General features: G+C 72.1%; 16 protein-coding genes. 7 read left to right on the top strand and 9 right to left on the bottom strand.

The genetic code is table 11. From position 1 onward, the window contains the following. Positions 1-16: 16 nt before the first annotated feature. The gene (locus ACYVGQ_RS07710; protein WP_460784027.1) at positions 17-400 is read right to left on the bottom strand and encodes a hypothetical protein; all 384 of its coding nucleotides are present in this window, start codon (positions 398-400) and stop codon (positions 17-19) included. A gap of 163 nt (positions 401-563) precedes the next feature. Between ACYVGQ_RS07710 and ACYVGQ_RS07705 the strand changes: the two genes are divergently transcribed. Further along, positions 564-1,490 carry a methyltransferase family protein gene (locus tag ACYVGQ_RS07705; RefSeq protein WP_460784026.1) on the top strand — a complete coding sequence of 309 codons (927 nt, stop codon included), beginning with the start codon at positions 564-566 and terminating at the stop codon, positions 1,488-1,490. Further along, a complete protein-coding gene (locus ACYVGQ_RS07700; protein WP_460784025.1) occupies positions 1,490-2,257 on the top strand; it encodes a glycosyltransferase family 2 protein in 768 nt (255 codons plus the stop codon). The genes ACYVGQ_RS07705 and ACYVGQ_RS07700 overlap by 1 nt, the downstream gene beginning before the upstream one ends. A gap of 1 nt (position 2,258) precedes the next feature. Here the strand turns inward: ACYVGQ_RS07700 and ACYVGQ_RS07695 are convergent, their stop codons facing one another. The 5 genes from ACYVGQ_RS07695 to ACYVGQ_RS07675 all read right to left on the bottom strand — a co-directional run bounded on the left by ACYVGQ_RS07695 (position 2,259) and on the right by ACYVGQ_RS07675 (position 6,848). Continuing rightward, positions 2,259-3,158 carry an alpha/beta fold hydrolase gene (locus ACYVGQ_RS07695; RefSeq protein ID WP_460784024.1) on the bottom strand — a complete coding sequence of 300 codons (900 nt, stop codon included), beginning with the start codon at positions 3,156-3,158 and terminating at the stop codon, positions 2,259-2,261. A 108-nt stretch (positions 3,159-3,266) separates the two neighbouring features. Continuing rightward, positions 3,267-3,884 carry a DUF1444 domain-containing protein gene (locus ACYVGQ_RS07690; protein WP_460784023.1) on the bottom strand — a complete coding sequence of 206 codons (618 nt, stop codon included), beginning with the start codon at positions 3,882-3,884 and terminating at the stop codon, positions 3,267-3,269. Positions 3,885-3,954: 70 nt separating this feature from the next. Beyond that, entirely contained in the window at positions 3,955-4,725 is a 771-nt protein-coding gene (locus tag ACYVGQ_RS07685) for an ABC transporter ATP-binding protein (protein WP_460784022.1), read from the bottom strand. Then, positions 4,722-5,726 (bottom strand): ABC transporter substrate-binding protein, encoded by a 1,005-nt coding sequence (locus ACYVGQ_RS07680; protein ID WP_460784021.1) that lies wholly within the window; start codon positions 5,724-5,726, stop codon positions 4,722-4,724. The genes ACYVGQ_RS07685 and ACYVGQ_RS07680 overlap by 4 nt, the downstream gene beginning before the upstream one ends. Before the next feature lie 48 nt (positions 5,727-5,774). Next, complete coding sequence (locus ACYVGQ_RS07675) at positions 5,775-6,848, bottom strand: FecCD family ABC transporter permease (RefSeq protein WP_460784020.1); 1,074 nt, start codon at positions 6,846-6,848, stop codon at positions 5,775-5,777. A gap of 80 nt (positions 6,849-6,928) precedes the next feature. Between ACYVGQ_RS07675 and ACYVGQ_RS07670 the strand changes: the two genes are divergently transcribed. The 4 genes from ACYVGQ_RS07670 (at position 6,929) to ACYVGQ_RS07655 (ending at position 14,589) form a co-directional block, all read left to right on the top strand. After that, on the top strand, positions 6,929-8,656 hold the full coding sequence (locus ACYVGQ_RS07670; protein WP_460784019.1) for an ABC transporter ATP-binding protein/permease: 1,728 nt from the start codon (positions 6,929-6,931) through the stop codon (positions 8,654-8,656). Continuing rightward, positions 8,653-10,449 carry an ABC transporter ATP-binding protein gene (locus ACYVGQ_RS07665; protein ID WP_460784018.1) on the top strand — a complete coding sequence of 599 codons (1,797 nt, stop codon included), beginning with the start codon at positions 8,653-8,655 and terminating at the stop codon, positions 10,447-10,449. The genes ACYVGQ_RS07670 and ACYVGQ_RS07665 overlap by 4 nt, the downstream gene beginning before the upstream one ends. Before the next feature lie 187 nt (positions 10,450-10,636). After that, complete coding sequence (locus tag ACYVGQ_RS07660) at positions 10,637-12,844, top strand: YcaO-like family protein (protein ID WP_460784017.1); 2,208 nt, start codon at positions 10,637-10,639, stop codon at positions 12,842-12,844. Next, positions 12,841-14,589, top strand: a complete 1,749-nt coding sequence (locus tag ACYVGQ_RS07655; protein ID WP_460784016.1) for a YcaO-like family protein — start codon at positions 12,841-12,843, stop codon at positions 14,587-14,589. Before ACYVGQ_RS07660 ends, ACYVGQ_RS07655 begins: the two co-directional genes overlap by 4 nt. Before the next feature lie 15 nt (positions 14,590-14,604). Here ACYVGQ_RS07655 and ACYVGQ_RS07650 read toward each other — a convergent pair whose 3' ends face one another. The 3 genes from ACYVGQ_RS07650 to ACYVGQ_RS07640 all read right to left on the bottom strand — a co-directional run bounded on the left by ACYVGQ_RS07650 (position 14,605) and on the right by ACYVGQ_RS07640 (position 16,851). Then, the gene (locus ACYVGQ_RS07650) at positions 14,605-15,348 is read right to left on the bottom strand and encodes an SRPBCC domain-containing protein (protein WP_460784015.1); all 744 of its coding nucleotides are present in this window, start codon (positions 15,346-15,348) and stop codon (positions 14,605-14,607) included. Further along, entirely contained in the window at positions 15,345-15,722 is a 378-nt protein-coding gene (locus ACYVGQ_RS07645) for an ArsR/SmtB family transcription factor (protein WP_460784014.1), read from the bottom strand. Before ACYVGQ_RS07645 ends, ACYVGQ_RS07650 begins: the two co-directional genes overlap by 4 nt. Positions 15,723-15,975: 253 nt before the next feature. Further along, positions 15,976-16,851 carry an AraC family transcriptional regulator gene (locus tag ACYVGQ_RS07640; protein WP_460784013.1) on the bottom strand — a complete coding sequence of 292 codons (876 nt, stop codon included), beginning with the start codon at positions 16,849-16,851 and terminating at the stop codon, positions 15,976-15,978. A gap of 153 nt (positions 16,852-17,004) precedes the next feature. Between ACYVGQ_RS07640 and ACYVGQ_RS07635 the strand changes: the two genes are divergently transcribed. Next, positions 17,005-18,081, top strand: a complete 1,077-nt coding sequence (locus tag ACYVGQ_RS07635; protein ID WP_460784012.1) for an aldo/keto reductase — start codon at positions 17,005-17,007, stop codon at positions 18,079-18,081. The last annotated feature ends 14 nt before the right edge of the window (positions 18,082-18,095 follow it).

The following is an 18,095-nucleotide window of genomic DNA, read 5'->3' as shown; positions in this document are numbered from 1 at the left end:
GGCTGATGAGCGCGGCTCACCAGATGCGGACGGGCTCCTGGTGGGGCGGACGGTCGCCTCCGCCCCAGCGGTCGGCCTCCGCCTTCGCCGCTCCCGCCGCCGCATCCGCCCCGCGCAGCGCCGCATCCGCCTCGACGGCGGCCGACCGTGCGGGATCGACCCGCACGGTGGTGCGCGGACCGTCGGCGGTCGAGGTGATCGTCGTCGTCAGGACCCTGCCCTGCCACACCGCCAGCTCCCCACGGGGCTCCTCGGCGCGCTGATAGCGCACACCGGTCTCGAGATCGACGATCACGACCACCGATCGGGGCGTCCCGTCCTGGCCCAGCTGCTCGGTCACCTCGACGAGATGCCCGACGGGAAGGGCCGCGGATGCCGCCAGCACGAGCGTTCTGTCCATGGCTCCACTCTAGGAAGCGTCCCGCCGCCGCGCCAGAGCGCTGTCGCGCGCCCCCACCCCTCCTCGAGTCTGCGACACCACGCCGAACCCGCAGCGATACGACGCTGTCTCGGCGTGGTGTCGCAGTCTCGGGCTCGGAGGACGCCGTCCTAGACTCGAGATCATGCCGCTGCCTCTCGATGCCAGGACGGGGCGCGTCTACTTCGCAGCCCAGGCCGTGCTCGGCGCCGCATGGTGGATCGGCGTCTTCTCGAACGAGACGCTGCGCATTCTGACTCTCGGCGAGCTCGACCCCGTGGTCATCGCCATCGCCGACATCCCGCTGTTCGTCGTCGCCTCCGCTCTGGCGGCCTCGGGTCTCCGCTGGGCGGCGTGGGTCGTCGTGCCGTGGACGGCGCTCGTCGCCGCGGGCATGGCCGTGTACGCCACGATGACCACGGCTGCGGGATGGGGTGCGCTTCTCATGGCCGGCGCCGCGGTCGGCGGCATCGGCGCGGGACTCCTCGTGCTCCGAGGCCGTCTGCCGGGCGAGCGGCTGCTCGTCGGGCCGTTCGCGTTCCATCCGGCGACCGAGCGCAGCACGGGCGATCACCTGCGTCGCACCGTCGTGCAGCTGCTGGTCTTCTGGGGAGCCTTTCTCTTCGCAGCCCCTCTCGTCATCGCTTTCGTGGAGCGGCGCTGGATGCTCGACATCCCCTTTCCTCCCCTCGTGCGCGTGCTCGGCGCGATCATGCTCCTCGCGGCCAGCGCTCTGGGCGTCTGGTCCGCCCTGGCGATGTCGACGCGCGGCGAGGGCACGCCGCTTCCCTCCGAGACCGCGGCGCGGCTCGTCGTCACGGGTCCGTATCGTCTCGTCCGCAATCCGATGGCCGTCGCGGGCATCGCCCAGGGCGCGGCCGTCGGGATGCTGACGGGCTCATGGCTCGTCATCGTCTACGCCCTGTGCGGCTCCCTGGTGTGGAACGCGCTCATCCGTCCCCTCGAGGAGGAGGATCTCGAGCAGCGCTTCGGCGCGGAGTTCCGCGCCTACCGCGACCGGGTCCGGTGCTGGGCGCCGGGACGGTTCCCGTCGAGAGCGGGACGCGGCTGATGCGCATCTCCGTGGTGATACCGGTGCGCGACGACGCGCCGATGCTCGAACGCTGTCTGGCGGCGCTGGCCGTGCAGCGCCGGACACCGGACGAGATCGTCGTCGTCGACAACGCCAGCTCGGACGGTTCGGCGGCGATCGCAGCCGCGGCCGGCGCCCGCGTCGTCTTCGAGGCCATCCCCGGCATCCCGCGCGCCTCGGCCGCCGGCTACGACACCGCGACGGGCGACGTCATCGCCCGCCTGGACGCCGACTCCCGTCCCGCCCCCGACTGGCTGGAACGCATCGACGCCGCCTTCCGCGGGACGGATCTGGACTTCCTGACCGGTGAGCCGCGGTTCTACGGCGGCTCCGCGTTCGTGCGCTGGGCGGGGCGCCACCTGTACATCGGCGGCATGTACGCCGTGCTGACGCCGCTGCTCGGACACCCCCCGCTGTTCGGCTCGAACATGGCGATGCGGACCGCGGCGTGGCGGATGCTCAGCGACGAGGTCCACCGCGATCGCACCGACATCCACGACGACTTCGACCTGTCCCTCCACATCCGGCCCGGCATGACGGTGCGACGCGACCGGCAGCTCATCGTCGACGTGTCGGCGCGCCCGTTCGACAGCTGGCGCTCCCTGCGGCGGCGGCTGTCCTGGGTCCTGCCGACCGTGCGCCTGCACTGGCCGGCCGATGCGCCGGGACGCCGGCGTGCCGCCCGCCGCGCGGTGGCGTCCCGCGACGACCGCGGACGATCCAGCGCTGCGGAGGCACCCCGCTGAATCAGCGCGCCCGCGCGTAGAGGGCGAGCAGGTCCAGGCAGAGCTGATGAGGCGTCGTCTCGCAGGGGCTGTGCCCCGTGGGGTAGAACACGGCCTCCGCGCCGATCGCCTCCGCGTACCGCTCATGGGCGCGTCGTGGCCACAGATCACGGGTTCCTGCGGCGAGGAACTTCGGCATCGGCAGCCGGCGGACCTCGCCGCGCACATCCGGCGTCCGCATCATGAGCCCGACGATGTCGTCGACGCTGCGCCGGTCGGTGTGCGCGAACCGGGAGCGGACGAAGGCGAGCCTCCCCGGCGGCACCCGGTTCTTGTTCGTGACGATCCCCCAGAGCATCAGGGATGCGCCCACCCGCGGTGTGGCGAGCGGAGCCGCGGGGCCGAGCACCCGCATCGCGCGGAAGACGTTCCCCGCGCCGGGCGGCGTGGCCAGCAGTGCCAGGGAACGCACGAGATCCGGACGACGAAGGGCCACGAGCTGCGCCACCGTTCCGGCGAACGAGTATCCCAGCAGATGCGCGGGCTCCCCCGCCTCGAGGAAGGCGACCATGTCGTCCGCGAACAGTTCGTGGGTGTAGCGCTCCCCCTCCCCCGGACCGGCTGTCGCCGACTCGTACTGACCCGCCATGTCGTAGGACTGCACATAGTAGCCGGCGGCCGCCAGCAGCGGGAGCATCAGCGTGAAGTCCTCCTTCGAGCCGGTGGCACCGGGCACGAGGACGACGCGAGGATGCCGGGGATCGCCGAGGGACACGACGGCGAGCTCCCCGCTCGGGGCGGTGAAGCGGGCATGATGCGCGCCAGCGGGCGGCGTGGTCCAGTCGATGTCGCCGATCGCCGCATCCCGTTCGGCCGCCGTGCGGCGCCCGGCCCCCTGCGTCGGGGACGTGAAGCGCTCCATACCCCCACGCTAGCGCCGCCGGAGGGCTCTCCCGCTCATCCGACGCCGTCTGCGAGATTCCCGATTCAGGCCTGCGCACGGCGATCCGCCCGCAGAGCGCTGCGACCGTCAGCCGATGGGCTGCAGCGTCCCGCCGTCGAGCGTGAACAGCGCGGGCGAGACCGGCTTGCCTCGTGCGCCGTCGAACAGCGCAGGGGTCATCTCCTGCAGGGACGCGACGGTCTCGGCATCCGCTGCGCTGCACAGGAAGAGCTCGACACGGGTCGGAACCGCGACGGCCAGCTGTCCCTCGATCGCGACCGCGCTGCGCCAGACCTCGGGGATGAGCAGGAGCGAGGCCGTGAGGTCCGACTCGGAGGGGACCTCGAGGCCGTAGCGCCCTTCACCTCCGTCGAGGCGGATCCCGCCGCCGACACGACGACGGAGGTTCTCCCGCGCAAGGGCGTGCAGCGCCTCCTCGCCGCCGAGCTCGTCGACCTGCCCGCGCTGGACGAGGTCCCAGATCCCCTCGGCATCCGAGGCGTACGTCGCCCAGAGGCCCTCGGCCAGGGGACGGGCATGCGGATGGGCGGATTCGGGGAAGCCGGGGATCTGCGCGAACCGCTCGGTGTTCGCCGCCATCCACGCGGTCCCTGCCAGCAGGGGGACGACGAGATCGGTGCGGTGATGCGGACCAGCCGGCGGGGCGGCGTCCATCGTCGTCTTCTTGCGTCCGAACAGGCCCATCTCTCCCCCTCACGAGGGCGGTCGCCCTCGACCCGTCGAGCCTAGGCGAGCATCGCGGATCGCGAAACCCTCATCGATCGGCGCGATCCGTCGGGGCGAAGAACAGCTGGGGCACGCCGTCGAAGTCGATCCGGCGCATGTCGATGCCGTAGACGGGCTGCAGCACCTCGGGGACCAGCACCTCGCCCGGCGCGCCCCTCGCCACCACAGCGCCCCGCGCGAGCAGGACGAGCTCGTCGCAGTACCGCGCCGCCAGATTGAGATCGTGCAGCACGACGATCGTCGTGAGCGGCAGGCCGTGCACGAGCGCCAGGATCTCGTGCTGATAGCGCACGTCGAGATGGTTGGTCGGCTCGTCGAGGAGGAGATGGCCTGCCTCCTGGGCGAGCGCCCGGGCGATGAGCACGCGCTGGCGCTCCCCGCCCGAGAGCTCGTCGACGGATCTTCCGGCCAGCGCGGCGACTCCGGCGCGCGCCATCGCGTCCGCGGCGGCGCGCTCGTCGATCTCGCGATAGCGGCTCCATCCCGGCAGTCGCGGCGATCTGCCCAGCAGGACCGAGTCCCAGGCCGTCAGCGGCAGCCCGCTCGGCTCCTCCTGCGCGACGACCGCGATGCGCTCGGCGCGTCTCCGAGGAGTGAGGGATTCGATGGGATCCTCGTCCACGACGACCCTGCCGCCGTCCCTGCGGATGGCGGCGAGGATCGCCCGCAGCATCGTCGACTTGCCGGAGCCGTTCGGGCCGATCAGTCCGAGGGTGCCGGAGTCCGGGGCGACGAGATCCGCAGCGTCCACGGCGAGCGTCCGGCCGTACCGGACGCTCACCCCCTCGGCGGTGATCATCCCGCGAGCGCCCCTGTCCCCTCGAGGACGGTGCGGAGCCCGCGCAGCGCGCCGGGGTCGGGCGAGAGGTCCGCGGCGAGGACGCCGATCACCCTGTCCTCCTGAACCGCGGTCAGTCCCGCCGCTCCCGGCTCCGTCAGCAGGTGGTCGTAGGCGTCCTGGAAGCTCTCGCCGTAGAGCCCGTAGGCGAGCACGAGCGTGTGCGGGTCCGCATCGAGCAGCGTCTCGATGTTCGCCTCGAGGTAGACGGAGGGCTCCTCGCCGTAGACGTTCTCGAACCCCGCACGCGCGAGCACGTCATCGGCGATGCCCTGTCCGCCGCGCGCCGACAGCGTGGCGCTCTCGGAGAAGTAGTAGACGACGGCCGCCGTCTCCCCCGCGTCCTGCGCGGGGACGGCCGCCGTCAGCTCTTCGAGCTCGGCGCGCAGGCCGGCGAGCCGCTCGTCGGCGGTCTCCTCCGTGCCGAACACGCGCGAGAGCCTCTCGACGTCCGAGAAGATCGCCTCGAAATCGGTCTTCCCGGTGAGCGCGGCGTCGTGGCTGCATTCGCCGTCGATGACGATGTCCGGGATGCCGGCGGCGGCGACGTCGTCCTCCGAGGCGTTGAAGAGCCCGTAGCCGACGATGACGTCGGGCTCGGCCCCCACGATCGCCTCGATCGCGGGATCGGAGGGATCGACGACGACCGCGTCCGAGGGCGCGTGCACGAGTCCCTCCGGGAGCTCGGCGCCGAACTCGCCCGCCCTGGCCGTGATGCGGTCGGATGCGCCCGCCGCGTCGAGGAGCGAGATCGCGGAGGTGCCGATCGTGAGGACCGCCTGCGGTTCGCTGTCGATGGTGAGCTCGGCGCCGCAGTTCTCGATGGTCACGGGGTAGGCGGAGACGTCGTCCGGCTCGGGCGCGGGCTCGGCGGTCTCCGCGCCGCAGGCGGTGAGCAGGAGCAGGCCGGTCAGCGCGGCGGCGGCGCCGACCGGGCGCAGGCGGGGTGTTGCAGGGGACATGGATCTTCCTTCTCTTTCGGGGTGGGACGCTGCTTCGGTTCGTGCGAATCAGCGGGCGAGGGAGCGGCGCACCAGCGCGATGAGCAGGGGCGTGCCGATCAGGGCGGTGAGGATGCCGAGGGGCAGCTCGCGCGGGGCGAAGGCGATCCTGGCCAGTGCATCCGCCGCGACGAGGAGCAGCGCCCCGAGAAGGGCGGCGGTCGGGAAGAGGATGCGATGCGTGCCCCCGACGAGGCGGCGGGCGATGTGGGGGACGACGAGGCCGACGAATCCGACCAGCCCCGACACGGCGACGGCCACGGCGACCGTCAGGGCCACGAGGACCGCCGCGACGGCGCGGAACCGGGTCGGATCCGTGCCGAGCGCGAGGGCCGTGTCGTCGCCGATGGCGAGGGCGTCGAAGCGCCGGGACCAGACGATGTGCACGACGGTCGCGAGGAGGATCGCGACGACGAGGATCGGAACGGACGACCAGCGCGCCTGCGCCAGGGATCCGAGCATCCAGAACAGCACGGCACGGGCGCCGTCGCGCGACTCGCTGGCGAACACGAGGAAGTTCGTGAGCGCGGTGAGCGCGAACCCGACGGCGATCCCCGCGAAGACGAGACGGGAGGTGACCAGCCGGCCGCCGATACGCGCGATCGAGAGCACCAGGACGATCGCGAGCATCGCGCCGAGGAAGGCGCTGCCGGTGAGCGCGATCGCGCCCAGCCCGCTCCCGAAGCCGAACAGGATGCTCGCGGCGGCGCCGGTCGAGGCGCCGGAAGAGATGCCCAGCAGATACGGATCGGCGAGCGGATTGCGCACGAGCGCCTGGATCGCGACGCCGGACATCGCGAGCGCCGCGCCGACGAAGACTCCGAGGATGACGCGCGGCAGGCGGATGAGCCAGACGATGGCGTGCTCGGAGGAGTTCCCGCCCCAGGGGGCGCCGATTCCCAGCTCCCCGGCGACGATCCTCACCACGGTCTCGGGAGGGATCGCGATCGGTCCGATGCCGACGGCCGCCACCGACACGCCGGCCAGCAGGATGCCGAGTGCGAGAAGGAGGACCCGCTGCCGACGGCGTGTCGCCTGTGCTGCCAAGGCGGGAGCGGCGGCGGCGCGCATCACGACTGGCATGAGCGGGTCGTCATCGTGTACAAAGGTGTTCACTCCATTATTGAGAACGATTATCACTAATACGTTAGCAGAGGTCGCCCGTGATCCATTTCCGACTGCTCCGCCTGGTCGGCGGCCGCGGCGGCCTGGCCTCCGCCGTGCTGATCGGCCTGATCCTCAGCGGGCTGGCCATCTCACAGGCGCTCGCGATGTCCGCCCTCTTCGGCGGCATCCTCGCCGGCGCCGCTCCGGCGGCCCTCGCTGCACCGTTCGCCGTCCTCGCCGCCGCCCTGCTCCTCCGACCGCTCCTCACGGCGGCCAGAGAACTCGTGGCGCACGCCGCCGCGAGCCGGATGAAGCGGAACCTCCGCGGCCGCATCCTCGACCATGAACGCGCCCAGGGGCCGTTCGGGGACGGCGGAGAGCGGACGGGAACCCGCCACGCGCTGCTGATCGAGGGCGTCGAGAACCTCGAGCCGTACGTCACCCGATACCTTCCGCAGGTCGCCATCACCGCGATCACGGCCTTCGTCGCCGTGGCGCTCCTCGTCCTCGTGGATCCGGTCGTCGGGGCCGTCGCCGGGGCGGTCGCCGTCCTGGTCCCCCTCGTGCCGCGCCTGTGGGACCGCGTGCTGCGCGGACGCGGCGAGGAGCACTGGAGCGCCTACGCGGCTCTGCACGCCGATGTCGTGGACTCGATGCGCGGCATGGAGACCCTGAAGCTGCTCGGCGCATCGGAACGGCGCCGCGCAGAGCTGGCGTCCGCGAGCCGCTCTCTGCTGCGCGCGACGCTCCGCCAGCTCCAGCTCTCGCTCGCCGAGTCTGGCCTGACCGGCTTCCTCCTCGTCGCCGGCCCCGCCACCGCGCTGACCGTCGGCGTGATGCGCGTCGCCTCCGGAGCGCTCGCCCCGGAAGCCCTGTTCGCCGTCGCGCTCCTGGGCTTCGAGGTCTTCCGGCCGTTCCGGGAGCTGTCCGGCCACTGGCACGCGGGCTATCTCGGCGTGACGGCGGGCTCGCAGCTGCTCGATCAGCTCTCCGCTCCCGCACCGGAGACGACGCCGCAGAGGACAGGGCTCCGGGCTCCCGCGTCCGGCTCCCCCGCTCCCGGCATCGCGATCGAGCTGGACGACGTGCATGTGCGCTATCCCGGCGCCGACCGCCTCGCGCTGGAGGGCTGTTCCCTGCAGATCCCGCTGGGTTCGTTCACCGCGATCGTCGGCCCTTCCGGTGCGGGGAAGTCGACCGTGGCCAATGTGGTCCTCGGGCTGCTCGCCCCGGAGAGCGGACATGCCAGGATCGCGCAGGGTCAGAATGCCGCATCTGTCAGCCTCGTCTCGCAGGATCCGGTGCTGTTCTCCGGCACGCTCCGTGACAACCTGACTCTCGTCGCACCGGATGCCGACGACGACGCGCTGCGCCGTGCGCTCCGCAGCGCTCAGGCGTCGGAGCTGGTCGATGCGGAGGACGGCCTCGACGCGCAGGTGGGAGACGGCGGCACGCTGCTCTCGGGCGGCCAGCGCCAGCGCGTCGCCATCGCGCGGGCGCTGCTGCGCGGATCTCGCATCCTCGTGCTGGACGAGGCGTCCGCCGCGCTCGACGCGCGCCGGGAACGGGATCTCCTGCAGGGACTGCGCGCGGCCGAAGCGGACGGGAGTCCCCTCACGATCGTCGTCATCGCGCACCGCCTCACGGCGATCAGGGACGCCGACCTCGTCATCGCGGTGGACGAGGGACGCGCTGCGGAGCAGGGCTCTTACGAGCAGCTGGTCGAAGCGGGCGGCGTGCTCGCCCGCCTGCACGCCGCCCAGGCCGAGCAGGTGGACGCATGAACGCCGCACGCACGCTGCTCCGTCCCGTCGTCGGACTGCTGGCCGAGGTGCGCGCCGAGCGCGCCCTGTTCCTGCGCTCGACGCTGTCGATGACCGTGCTCCAGCTCGCCACCGCCGCATCGGCCGGGCTCAGCACGGCGGTGGCGACCGGCGTCGTCGCAGGCGCCGGCGACGACGTGGTCTCCGCGACGCTGATCGGGCTGTTCGCCGCCGTCGCGACCGTGGCCGTGTTCACCTGGATCGAGTCCTGGCTGAGCCACGTGCTCGCCTACCGGATCATCGACGCCCTGCGGATGCGCGTGTACGACGCGGTGCAGCGGATCGTCCCCGCGAGAACCGGCGTCCGGCGCACCGGCGAGGTCGCCGGCACGGCGATGAACGACGTCGAGGTCCTCGAGTGGTTCTACGCGCACACCCTCGGCTCGGGGATCAACGCCGTCGTGTCCCCGCTGATCGTTTCCGTCGTGCTCGTCCTCCTCGTGGGACCGATCGGCCTCATCGTCCCCGCCGGGATCCTGCTCCTGCTGCTCATCCCGTGGCTGTTCGCTTCGACGCAGCTCCGCCAGGGCGCCGCGATCCGTCGCGGCCTCGGGGATCTCCAGGCGATCGCCCTCGAAGGGGCCGAGGCGCGAAGGGAGCTCGCGACGCTCGGTCTCACCGAGCATCACCGTGCGCACGTGCTGGAGCGGACCGCGCATGTGCAGACGGCGAAGCGCCGCTTCGCCCTGCGCGCCGCCGTGGAGTCCGCCCTCGCCGACGTCGTGATCGCGCTCACCAGCCTGGGGTTCCTCGTCGCGCTGATCTCGGCCGCCGCACGCGGGGCCGTGGAGCCGACCGTGATCCCTGCGGCGCTCGTGCTGGTGCCGGCTGCCGTCGCCCCCGCCGCAGGCGCGTTCGTCATGTTCCAGCGCCTCGGGGAGATGTCGTCCGCGGCCGAGCGCGTGCGGGAGCTCATCCAGGTTCCCGCCGCCGATGCCCCCGACGCTCTCAGCGCTCTGCGCTCCGGAGGACGGGGCGACGTCCGCTTCGACGGGGTCCGCTTCGCCTATGAGGGCGGAGGACCCGTGCTCGACGGACTCGATCTGCGTGTCAAGGCCGGTGAGCACATCGCCCTCGTGGGCGCGTCCGGTGCGGGCAAGACGACGATCGCGCGCCTGCTGACGGCCCTCTGGCGGCCGGATGACGGACGCATCCTGCTCGACGGCGTCGACATCGCCGGAGTCGCGGGCGATGCCGTGCGGCGAGAGGTCGCCCTCGTCTCGCAGCATCCGTTCGTGTTCCGCGGCACGGTGCGCAGCAATCTGCTGCTGGCCGCTCCCGACGCGGATGACGAGACGATGAGGACGGCGCTGCGCGATGCCGGTCTCGCCGACACCGTCGAAAACTGGGCGGGCGGCCTCGACGAGAGGATCGGCGACCGGGGCGCGACGATGTCGGGAGGGCAGCGTCAGCGCCTCTCGATCGCGCAGGTCCTGCTGCGGGATCCGGCCGTCCTGATCCTGGATGAAGCCTCGGCGCAGCTCGACGCCGTGCGGGAATCCGACCTCTCCGACGCCGTCGCGCGCCTTCGAGCCGGACGCACGACCCTCGTCATCGCCCACCGCGTCTCCACGATCCGGCGGGCCGAGCGGGTCGTCCTCCTCGACGGCGGACGCGTCATCGCCGAAGGCGCGCACGACCATCTGCTGGCCACGAGCCCCCGCTATCGCGAGCTGATCGCCCACGACGAGACCCTCCAGAGCCCCCCGCCGGCGTTTCACGCCGACACCGCATCGGAGAGAGGAAGGAGGTGAAAGACATGCAGCAGATCGTCATCTCGGAGGTTGCGACGGAGCGCTCGGACGAGCAGATCCTCGCGCCCAACGCGAACAACCACGGACACGTCTCGACCGCGTTCGCCTGGTCGTGACCGACCTGCGGGTGCCCCCGGAAGGGGGCGCCCGCACCTTCTCGCCCCAATAACGCCTCACAGGAGGAACAATGCCCGCACCGTCCACCCTCGCCGTCCCTCGCGTCGAAGTGCGTCCGCTGACCGGCGGCCGCACGCTGATCACGACGCCGACGGGCGCCTCCTTCACCGCTGCGGTCGATCCGTCGACCGTGCTGCGCATGCTCGATGCCTGGGCGACCGGAGAGGCCTCCCCCGCGCTCGCAGACGGCTGGGAGTCGGCGGCGACGGTCCTGCACGACGTCCTCGAGCGCGACGGCGCCTTCGCCGAGCCCGTGCCGGCCGGTCTGCTCGCCGAGGCGTCTCCCGCCTACGACGAGGGCGACGGCTCCGATGCGCTGCCCGGCGATCTTCTCCTCACGGGCGACCCCCGGGTCGTGGCGGCCCTTCAGCAGGCATCCCGTTCACGGGTCCTCCGCGCCGTGCCTGCCGACGACTGGCAGCGTGTCGTGCATCGCGCCTTCCGCACGGGGGAGCTTCTCGTCTACACGCTGCAGGGCGCCGACGACGCCACGTTCATCGCGCTCGACCGGTTGTGCGCCGACGCACGCACTCCGTGGGTCGCTCTCGAGGTGAGCCTCTCCGCGGTCTGGCTCGGTCCCTTCGTGACGCCGGGCACCGGAGCGGGCTATGAGGACTTCGCGGCCAGGCGCACGGCCGCGGCCTTCGACGCGGCGGCGCATCGCGCTCTCCGCGCACCCTCGGTCGGCGGCGACGCCGGAAGGCCGCCGCATCTTCTCGGCGCCGCGCTCGGCAGGGCGCTCGACATCCTGCACGGCGATCGTGCCGGGGACGCCGTGCACGAGATCGGCGCGAACGGCGCCGTCGGGTCCCATCCCGTGCTGCCCCTCCCGAACAGTGTGATCAGCGCGGCGCGACCGCACACCCCGGACGACCTCGTCGACCGGGTGACCGGTCTCGTCCAGCGCACCAGAGACGTGACCCACCATCCCGGCATCCCCCGCTCGCTGGCCACGGCGCAGAGCGATGTGTGCAACATGCGCAGGGTGTCACGATGGGCCAACAACACCTCCTGCCAGGGCGCCGCGTTCGGCGATCCGGAGCAGGCCCGTGCGAGCGCCGTCGGCGAGGCCGTCGAGCGCTACTGCGGCAACCTCCTCGACACTCTCCCCGTCACCTTCGCGAGCTACGAGACGCTGCGGCGCGGTTCCGTGCGCGCGCTCGACCCCGACGCGCTCGTGCTGTACTCCGACGCGCAGTACGGGACGCCCGGCTTCCCCTTCGTGCGGATGACCCCCGAGCTGGAGATGCACTGGGTCCCCGGCAGATCGCTCACGACCGGCGAGGATCTGCTCGTCCCCGCGAGCATGGTCTACGTCAACTGGTTCACCGCGGGGTACTCGGGCGCACCGGTGACGAACTTCTGCCCCTTCGCGGGGATCGCCGCCGGCCCCACCATGGACTACGCGATCACCTCCGCCCTCGAGGAGGTCATCGAGCGCCACGCGACGATGGTGTGGTGGCTGAACGGACAGCCGATCGACGCGACCGATCCCGGAGACCTCGCCGCGCTCTGGGACGGGGTGCCGGGGGACGCGGGCCAGCGCCCGTCGCTGATCATGCTCGACAACGAGTTCGGCGTGCCGGTCGCCGCAGGCGTGCTGCACAACGACGTGGACACTCTCGTCAACGTCGGCTTCGCCTGCCGGGACACGCCGGAGGCCGCGGCCCGCAAGGCCTGGACCGAGGCGTGCACCCTGCAGGAGGGCAGCCGCGATCTGCTCCGTGCCGACGGCGCGCACTGGGATGCGATGAGCCGAGGCGAGCTCAACAGCCGTTCCTTCAAGCCCTGGCGCGCCGACCGTCGCTACCTCGATTCCTACCGGGAGGACATGCGCGACTGCGATGACCTGATGGTCCAGCAGCAGGTGCACCTCGATCCCCGCGCGGTGCAGCGCGTCGCGCCGTTGCTGGAGCGGCCGGTCACCCGCAGGATGGCGGACGCCCCGAGCCTTCCCTCGCGCACGCCGGGCGCCTACCGGGCGGCCCTCGAGTCCGCCGGCCACGAGGTGATCGTCGTCGACATCACCTCGCCGGACATCGCCAGCACCGGGATGGCCGTCGTGCGCGCGATCGTGCCGGGCACGGTCGGCAACGCACCGGCCGCCTTCCCTTTCCTCGGCCGGCGGCGCGTGCAGGACCTCGGGGTCGAGCTCGGCTGGCGGCGGACGGCTCTCGAGGAGTCCGAGCTGAACCACTTCCCGATCCCGCACGCATGACGCGGCTCGCCGTCCATGCGCTGGGCGACGACCGCATGGTCGTCTGCGCCGACGACGGACGCCGCTGGACGATCGACGCGCCCGCCGCCCTGATCGACGACGAGGCGGTGCGCGATGCGCTCTCCGCGCTCCGCGGCCCGGAGGCGGATGCCGTCATCGTCCCGCCAGCCGACGACGCGACGATCCTTCTCACCTGCCTAGGCGACCTCGCACGGCTCGCGGCGACCGTGACCGCACCGACGACGGCGCAGTGGACGTTCGCCGGGCGGATGCACCGGGTGCTGCTCCGTCCCGGCGATGCGGCATCCGTAGCACGGGAGGTCACCGCGTGCCTCCTGGCCACCGTCGCGGATGCCGAGGAGGCGAGGGGTCTCGCCGCGCGTCCGCTCGTCGACGAGATCTCCGGCGCACGTCCCGCCCGGCGGCCGCCTGCCGAGGGGATGCTCGAGCGCTGGGCCGACGGCGCATGGCATCCCCACCGGCTCGATCCGCCGCCCCTCGTCGACGCGGTCACCGGCATCCTGCGCCGCATCGTCGAGCGTCCGCGGGACCCGCAGTCGCCGCCCGAGTTCGTGCACCTGCATGCCGAGCTCCCGCACCTGTCGAGCATCGACGGCAGATTCCGGCCGGATCCGCTCGCACCGGCCGGAGGCTTCCGCGGTGCGGCGACCCCTCCCGAGCACGAGGCGATCCTCTCGGGCGTCGCGCACGAGTGCGGGGCCTACCTCGGACAGGGGGTTCGCCGTGCCGCGAGCGCCGCTGAGCTGCGCCTGGCCGGAGAGCGGGTCCTGACCGTGACGGAATGGCGTCCGCACGATCCCCGGCTGCACGAGATGCCCGGATTCCCGTTCGTCCGCGACGATCCGGCGCTGCGGACGACGTGGTTGCGCGGCGAGGACGCGCAGGGAGCCTGCTGGGTGCCGCTCAGCCTCGTCCACGCGGGCTACCTCGCGAGCCGGCTCGACGATCTCCCGCCCACCAACGGTCACAATCTCGTCGGGCTGCAGGCCGGGTTCACCCGGGCGGAGGCGCTGGACAGGGCGGCGGCCCACCTGATCGCGCAGGATGCCGTGGCCCGGTGGTGGTCAGGGGGCTCCCGGCTCGCGGAGACGCCGCTGCCCGCCGTCGCACGATGGGAGCAGAGCCCCTGGCGGGTGCGGGTGATGGCCGTGCCGAGCCGGTTCGGCATGCCTGTCCGTCTCGCCGTCGTCGACGATCCCGCTGAGGGGGTCGTGGCGCTCGGCCACGGATGCGCGCAGTCGCCGTCCGAGGCCGCGGCGCGTGCCCTCTCGGAGGCTCTCGTCCAGCACGCCTCCGCCCGCGATCTCCTCCGGCCGGACAGCCTCATCCGCGATGCGGCCGCTCTCGGCAACGGCGGCGTCGCCGGCCTCGCCCCGTACGACGCGCGACGGCGCTACGCCGACGCCTTCTCCGATCGGCGGAGGATGATCGACCCGATGTGCCATCTGCAGTACGGCCTCGACCCCGAGGCGGTCGACCATACGCGCCGGCGGCTCGAGCCATCCGGCGTGGAGGCGGAAGCCACCGCACCGCCGTCCGGCTCCCCGTTCGCGGCGCTGACGAGAGGCTGCCGGCGAGTGGTGCGGGTGGATGTCACCACACGCAGGGTCAGGGACGCCGGCGCATCCGCCGTGCGCGTGCTCGCCCCGGATCTCGCCCGGCTGTCGGTGGCCGCTTTCGACGGATCCGAGAGCTCGACGGCGCATCCCTATCCCGGTTGGTGACCCCGCCGCACCCGCTCAGGCGTGCATGACGACGCGCCATGGCCGGACGCGAACCCCGAAGAGCCCCTCGGCGACACTGCGATCGTCCTCGTTCGCGAGGCGTTCGGCATCGCCGATCCGGTCCGGTCCCGCGAGGCGGAGGATCGTCATCCCCTCCCCGTCGCCATCGCCGAACGAGCCGGCCGCGATCAGCTCGCCGGCCTCGGCGCGGCGCCGGAGGAAGGCGATGTGCCCGGCGAAGCGAGGGTCGTCGAAGACCCCCCGCCCGATCGCGGAGCGATGCAGGAGCGCGACCCAGGTCTCCCCGCCCTCATCCGCCGGTTCTCCGTGAAGATGCCCGGCGTACCGCTCCAGCACCTTCGGCCAGCCATGGCCGTACTCCTCGCGCGCGGCGGCAGGTGCGGCCAGACGCTCCCAGCCGGCGTGCTCGAGGGTCACCAGCGTGCGATCCTCGTCGAGGGCGAGGAACTGAACGGTCACCGCCGTGGCGAGGCTCTCGTCCCGGCCAGGATGCCAGCTGAAGTCGAGCCGATGCGGCGGATCCCAGCGCGTGACCCGACCCCAGGGGGAGGTCTCCCCCGTTGCGGACGTCTCGACGATCGTCCCGTCGACGAAGGCGACGGTCGCCTCCGCGCCGAACACGCTCAGCTCGGACACCGGCCACCAGCGGTCGATCCGATCGGTGAACACCGCGAAGGCCGTGCCGGGATCGGCGTTCACGATCACCTCGCGGTGGAGGGGCGGAAGGATGGTGGTCATGCGCGTCTCTCTCCTGTCGAGCCATGCGGTGCTTCTGGACGTTCCCGGCTCGCCCCCGCTGCGCCGCGCGAGCCCGCGGACTCCGCCTCTGCCGCGAAGTCGGCGAGCGCGGCGTCCCAGACGCCGACCAGCCACTGCTGAGCGGTGGCGAGGCCGGGCGGCGCGAGCGCGTAGAGGTTCCGCGTGCCGCTCCGGCGGTGCTCCACCAGGCCCGCGTCGCTCAGCACGCGCAGATGCTTGCTGACGCCAGGGCGCCGGGCGGGCAGCCGGTCCGCCAGCTCCCCGACGGGCAGCGGTCCCTCGCGGAGGACCTCGACGATGCGACGACGCATGGGCTCGCCCAGAGCGTCGAAGACATCGTCCGTCGCGTTCATAACGGTGACTCTAGAGCAACGGTTGCTGGAGAGCAACCCTTATGCGACGACGTCCGCCGGTGGGGGATCACGGAGTCGGCCGCCGTGCACCGGCGGACCCCCTCTCGCTCACGAGGGATCGCCACACCTCGGCGAGCTGACGCTCATCGCCGGTGACGTCGACCGACGAGACTCCCGGCGAAGAGGCGCGGATGCCCCGCGGAAGGCCTCGTCCTGGCCTACGGCGCGGCGTGGTCCGACACGGCGGACCCGGTCAGTCCGTGCGCGCCTCGTCCCGCGGCGCCCTTCCGAAGAGCCGCCGGTACTCCCGGGCGAACTGGGATGCCGAGGAGTACCCCACCTCGTACCCGAGCTGAGCGATGTCACTCGTGCCGGAGAGCAGACGCATCCTGGCCTGGTGCAGCCGGACCTGCTTCTGATACTGCAGCGGGCTGATGCTCGTCGCCCGGCGGAACCGACGGTTCACGCTGGAGACGCTGAGACCGACGGCGTCCGCGAGCTCCTCGGCGCGATAGGGACGATCGAAGTTCGCCCGGAGCCACGCTCCCGCACGCGCCACCGTGGCGAGCTCCCCCTCCGCTCTGCCGAGGCTCCGGATCATCTCGCTCCGGACGCCGGTGAGCAGTCGCCAGTGGATCTCCCGGACGACCGCCGGTCCCAGCACCCGACTGTCCAGCGGCGATCGGACCGTGCGCAGGAGCCGGAGGAAGGCGTCCACGAGCTCGGGCTCCGCGTCGGACTCCCCCACGGCTGACCCCGTCGACACGCTCGTGCGCGCCGGCAGGTCGAGGAGCAGCTCGGCGATCAGCGGCGGATCGAGCGTGATGCCGACGGCGAGGAACGGCGCGTCGTCGCTCGCCTCGCTGATCCAGGACGTGAGCGGCAGATCGACCGCGACGACGAGGAGCTGCCCGGAGGCGTAGTCGAAGACGCGATCGCCGAGGAGCGTCCGCTTGGCCCCCTGCGCGACGAGCGCCACGTTCGGCTCCGAGAGCACCCCGATCGGGGCGGTCGCGTGCGGGGAGGCGAACACCGTGACGCCCGGCGCAACGGTCCGCGGATCGGGATGCCCCGTGGCCAGCCCGCTGATGGCCTCTCTCAGCTCTGCCAGGCGATCGCTCTCATCCATGGGGACGATTCAAGCACAGGCGCCGATCCGATCCGATCCACGATGCGCGGATCGTGCAAGAGATCGACCCTATCGTCCTGGATCGGATGCGAGCCGGGTGATGGACTGCAGGAAGCAGAGAAAAAGATCGCGGAAGACGAAGGACGAACCCCCATGCCGCTCACCTCCTACATCACGCTCGGACGGTCAGGACTCCGTGTGAGCCCCTTCACCCTCGGCACGATGACGTTCGGGGAGGACAGCGGATGGGGCTCGCCGCCGGACGTCTCCCATCGCGTCCTCGCCGCCTATCTCGATCGCGGAGGGAATTCCGTCGACACCGCGAACGTCTACACCAACGGGCATTCGGAAGTCATCGTCGGCGACTATCTCGAAGCGAATCCAGGCGTCCGCGATCGGATCGTGCTGGGCACGAAGTTCTACTGGAATCTGTGGAAGGGCGATCCCAACGGCGGCGGACCGGGCCGCAAGGGCATCATCGACCAGCTCCATCACTCGCTGCGGCGGCTGCGGACCGACTACGTCGACGTCTACTGGCTGCACAACTTCGACCCCGTCACGCCGATGGACGAGACCATGCGGACGCTCGACGACCTCGTGACGGCAGGGAAGATCCGGTACCTCGCCTTCTCGGACACCCCCGCGTGGGCCACGGCCCGCGCGCAGACGATGGCCGAGTTCCGCGGCTGGGCGCCGATCACCGCCCTGCAGCTCGAGTACTCGCTGCTCGAGCGCACCGCGGAGGGCGAGCTCCTGCCCATGGCGCAGCAGCTCGGCTTCGGCGTCATGCCCTGGGGGCCGCTGTCCGGCGGCTTCCTGTCCGGGAAGTACTCGAGCACGACATCCGGAGCCGTCGACACGACGCGCGCGTACAAGGGCACCCCGACGTCGGAGGAGTTCGCCGTCATCGACGAGACGAACGCCGTCGCGGCCGAGCTCGGAGTCCCCGCGGCGACGGTCGCCCTCGCCTGGGTGCAGAGCAGGCCGGCGGTGGGCTCGACCCTGATCGGCGCGCGGACCATGTCGCAGCTCGAGACGAATCTGGCCGCCCTCGACCTCCCGCTGCCGTCCGAGCTCGTCGCCCGTCTGGACGCGGTGTCCCGGCCGAGTCTGGACTTCCCCGCGCAGAACAACGCCCTCTATGCGCGGCTCGCCCGCAACGCCGGCACGACCGTCGACGGCGAGGCCACGGATCTGCCTCCCCAGCTCGCGTCAGGAACGATCTGGTGAGCCTCGGGGACGTG

Source organism: Microbacterium tumbae (genome assembly GCF_054780175.1).
The sequence above is the reverse complement of the archived record's forward strand: the minus strand, read 5'-3'. Positions and strand labels throughout refer to the sequence as shown.

Bases quoted from the DNA above. Each gene is read 5' to 3' on its own strand.
- ACYVGQ_RS07690 (WP_460784023.1), bottom strand. From the start codon at position 3,884: ATGGGCCTGTTCGGACGCAAGAAGACGACGATGGACGCCGCCCCGCCG.
- ACYVGQ_RS07655 (WP_460784016.1), top strand. From the start codon at position 12,841: ATGACGCGGCTCGCCGTCCATGCGCTGGGCGACGACCGCATGGTCGTC.
- ACYVGQ_RS07650 (WP_460784015.1), bottom strand. From the start codon at position 15,348: ATGACCACCATCCTTCCGCCCCTCCACCGCGAGGTGATCGTGAACGCC.
- ACYVGQ_RS07680 (WP_460784021.1), bottom strand. From the start codon at position 5,726: ATGTCCCCTGCAACACCCCGCCTGCGCCCGGTCGGCGCCGCCGCCGCG.
- ACYVGQ_RS07665 (WP_460784018.1), top strand. From the start codon at position 8,653: ATGAACGCCGCACGCACGCTGCTCCGTCCCGTCGTCGGACTGCTGGCC.
- ACYVGQ_RS07635 (WP_460784012.1), top strand. From the start codon at position 17,005: ATGCCGCTCACCTCCTACATCACGCTCGGACGGTCAGGACTCCGTGTG.
- ACYVGQ_RS07660 (WP_460784017.1), top strand. From the start codon at position 10,637: ATGCCCGCACCGTCCACCCTCGCCGTCCCTCGCGTCGAAGTGCGTCCG.
- ACYVGQ_RS07710 (WP_460784027.1), bottom strand. From the start codon at position 400: ATGGACAGAACGCTCGTGCTGGCGGCATCCGCGGCCCTTCCCGTCGGG.
- ACYVGQ_RS07695 (WP_460784024.1), bottom strand. From the start codon at position 3,158: ATGGAGCGCTTCACGTCCCCGACGCAGGGGGCCGGGCGCCGCACGGCG.
- ACYVGQ_RS07645 (WP_460784014.1), bottom strand. From the start codon at position 15,722: ATGAACGCGACGGACGATGTCTTCGACGCTCTGGGCGAGCCCATGCGT.
- ACYVGQ_RS07685 (WP_460784022.1), bottom strand. From the start codon at position 4,725: ATGATCACCGCCGAGGGGGTGAGCGTCCGGTACGGCCGGACGCTCGCC.
- ACYVGQ_RS07700 (WP_460784025.1), top strand. From the start codon at position 1,490: ATGCGCATCTCCGTGGTGATACCGGTGCGCGACGACGCGCCGATGCTC.
- ACYVGQ_RS07675 (WP_460784020.1), bottom strand. From the start codon at position 6,848: ATGCCAGTCGTGATGCGCGCCGCCGCCGCTCCCGCCTTGGCAGCACAG.
- ACYVGQ_RS07640 (WP_460784013.1), bottom strand. From the start codon at position 16,851: ATGGATGAGAGCGATCGCCTGGCAGAGCTGAGAGAGGCCATCAGCGGG.
- ACYVGQ_RS07705 (WP_460784026.1), top strand. From the start codon at position 564: ATGCCGCTGCCTCTCGATGCCAGGACGGGGCGCGTCTACTTCGCAGCC.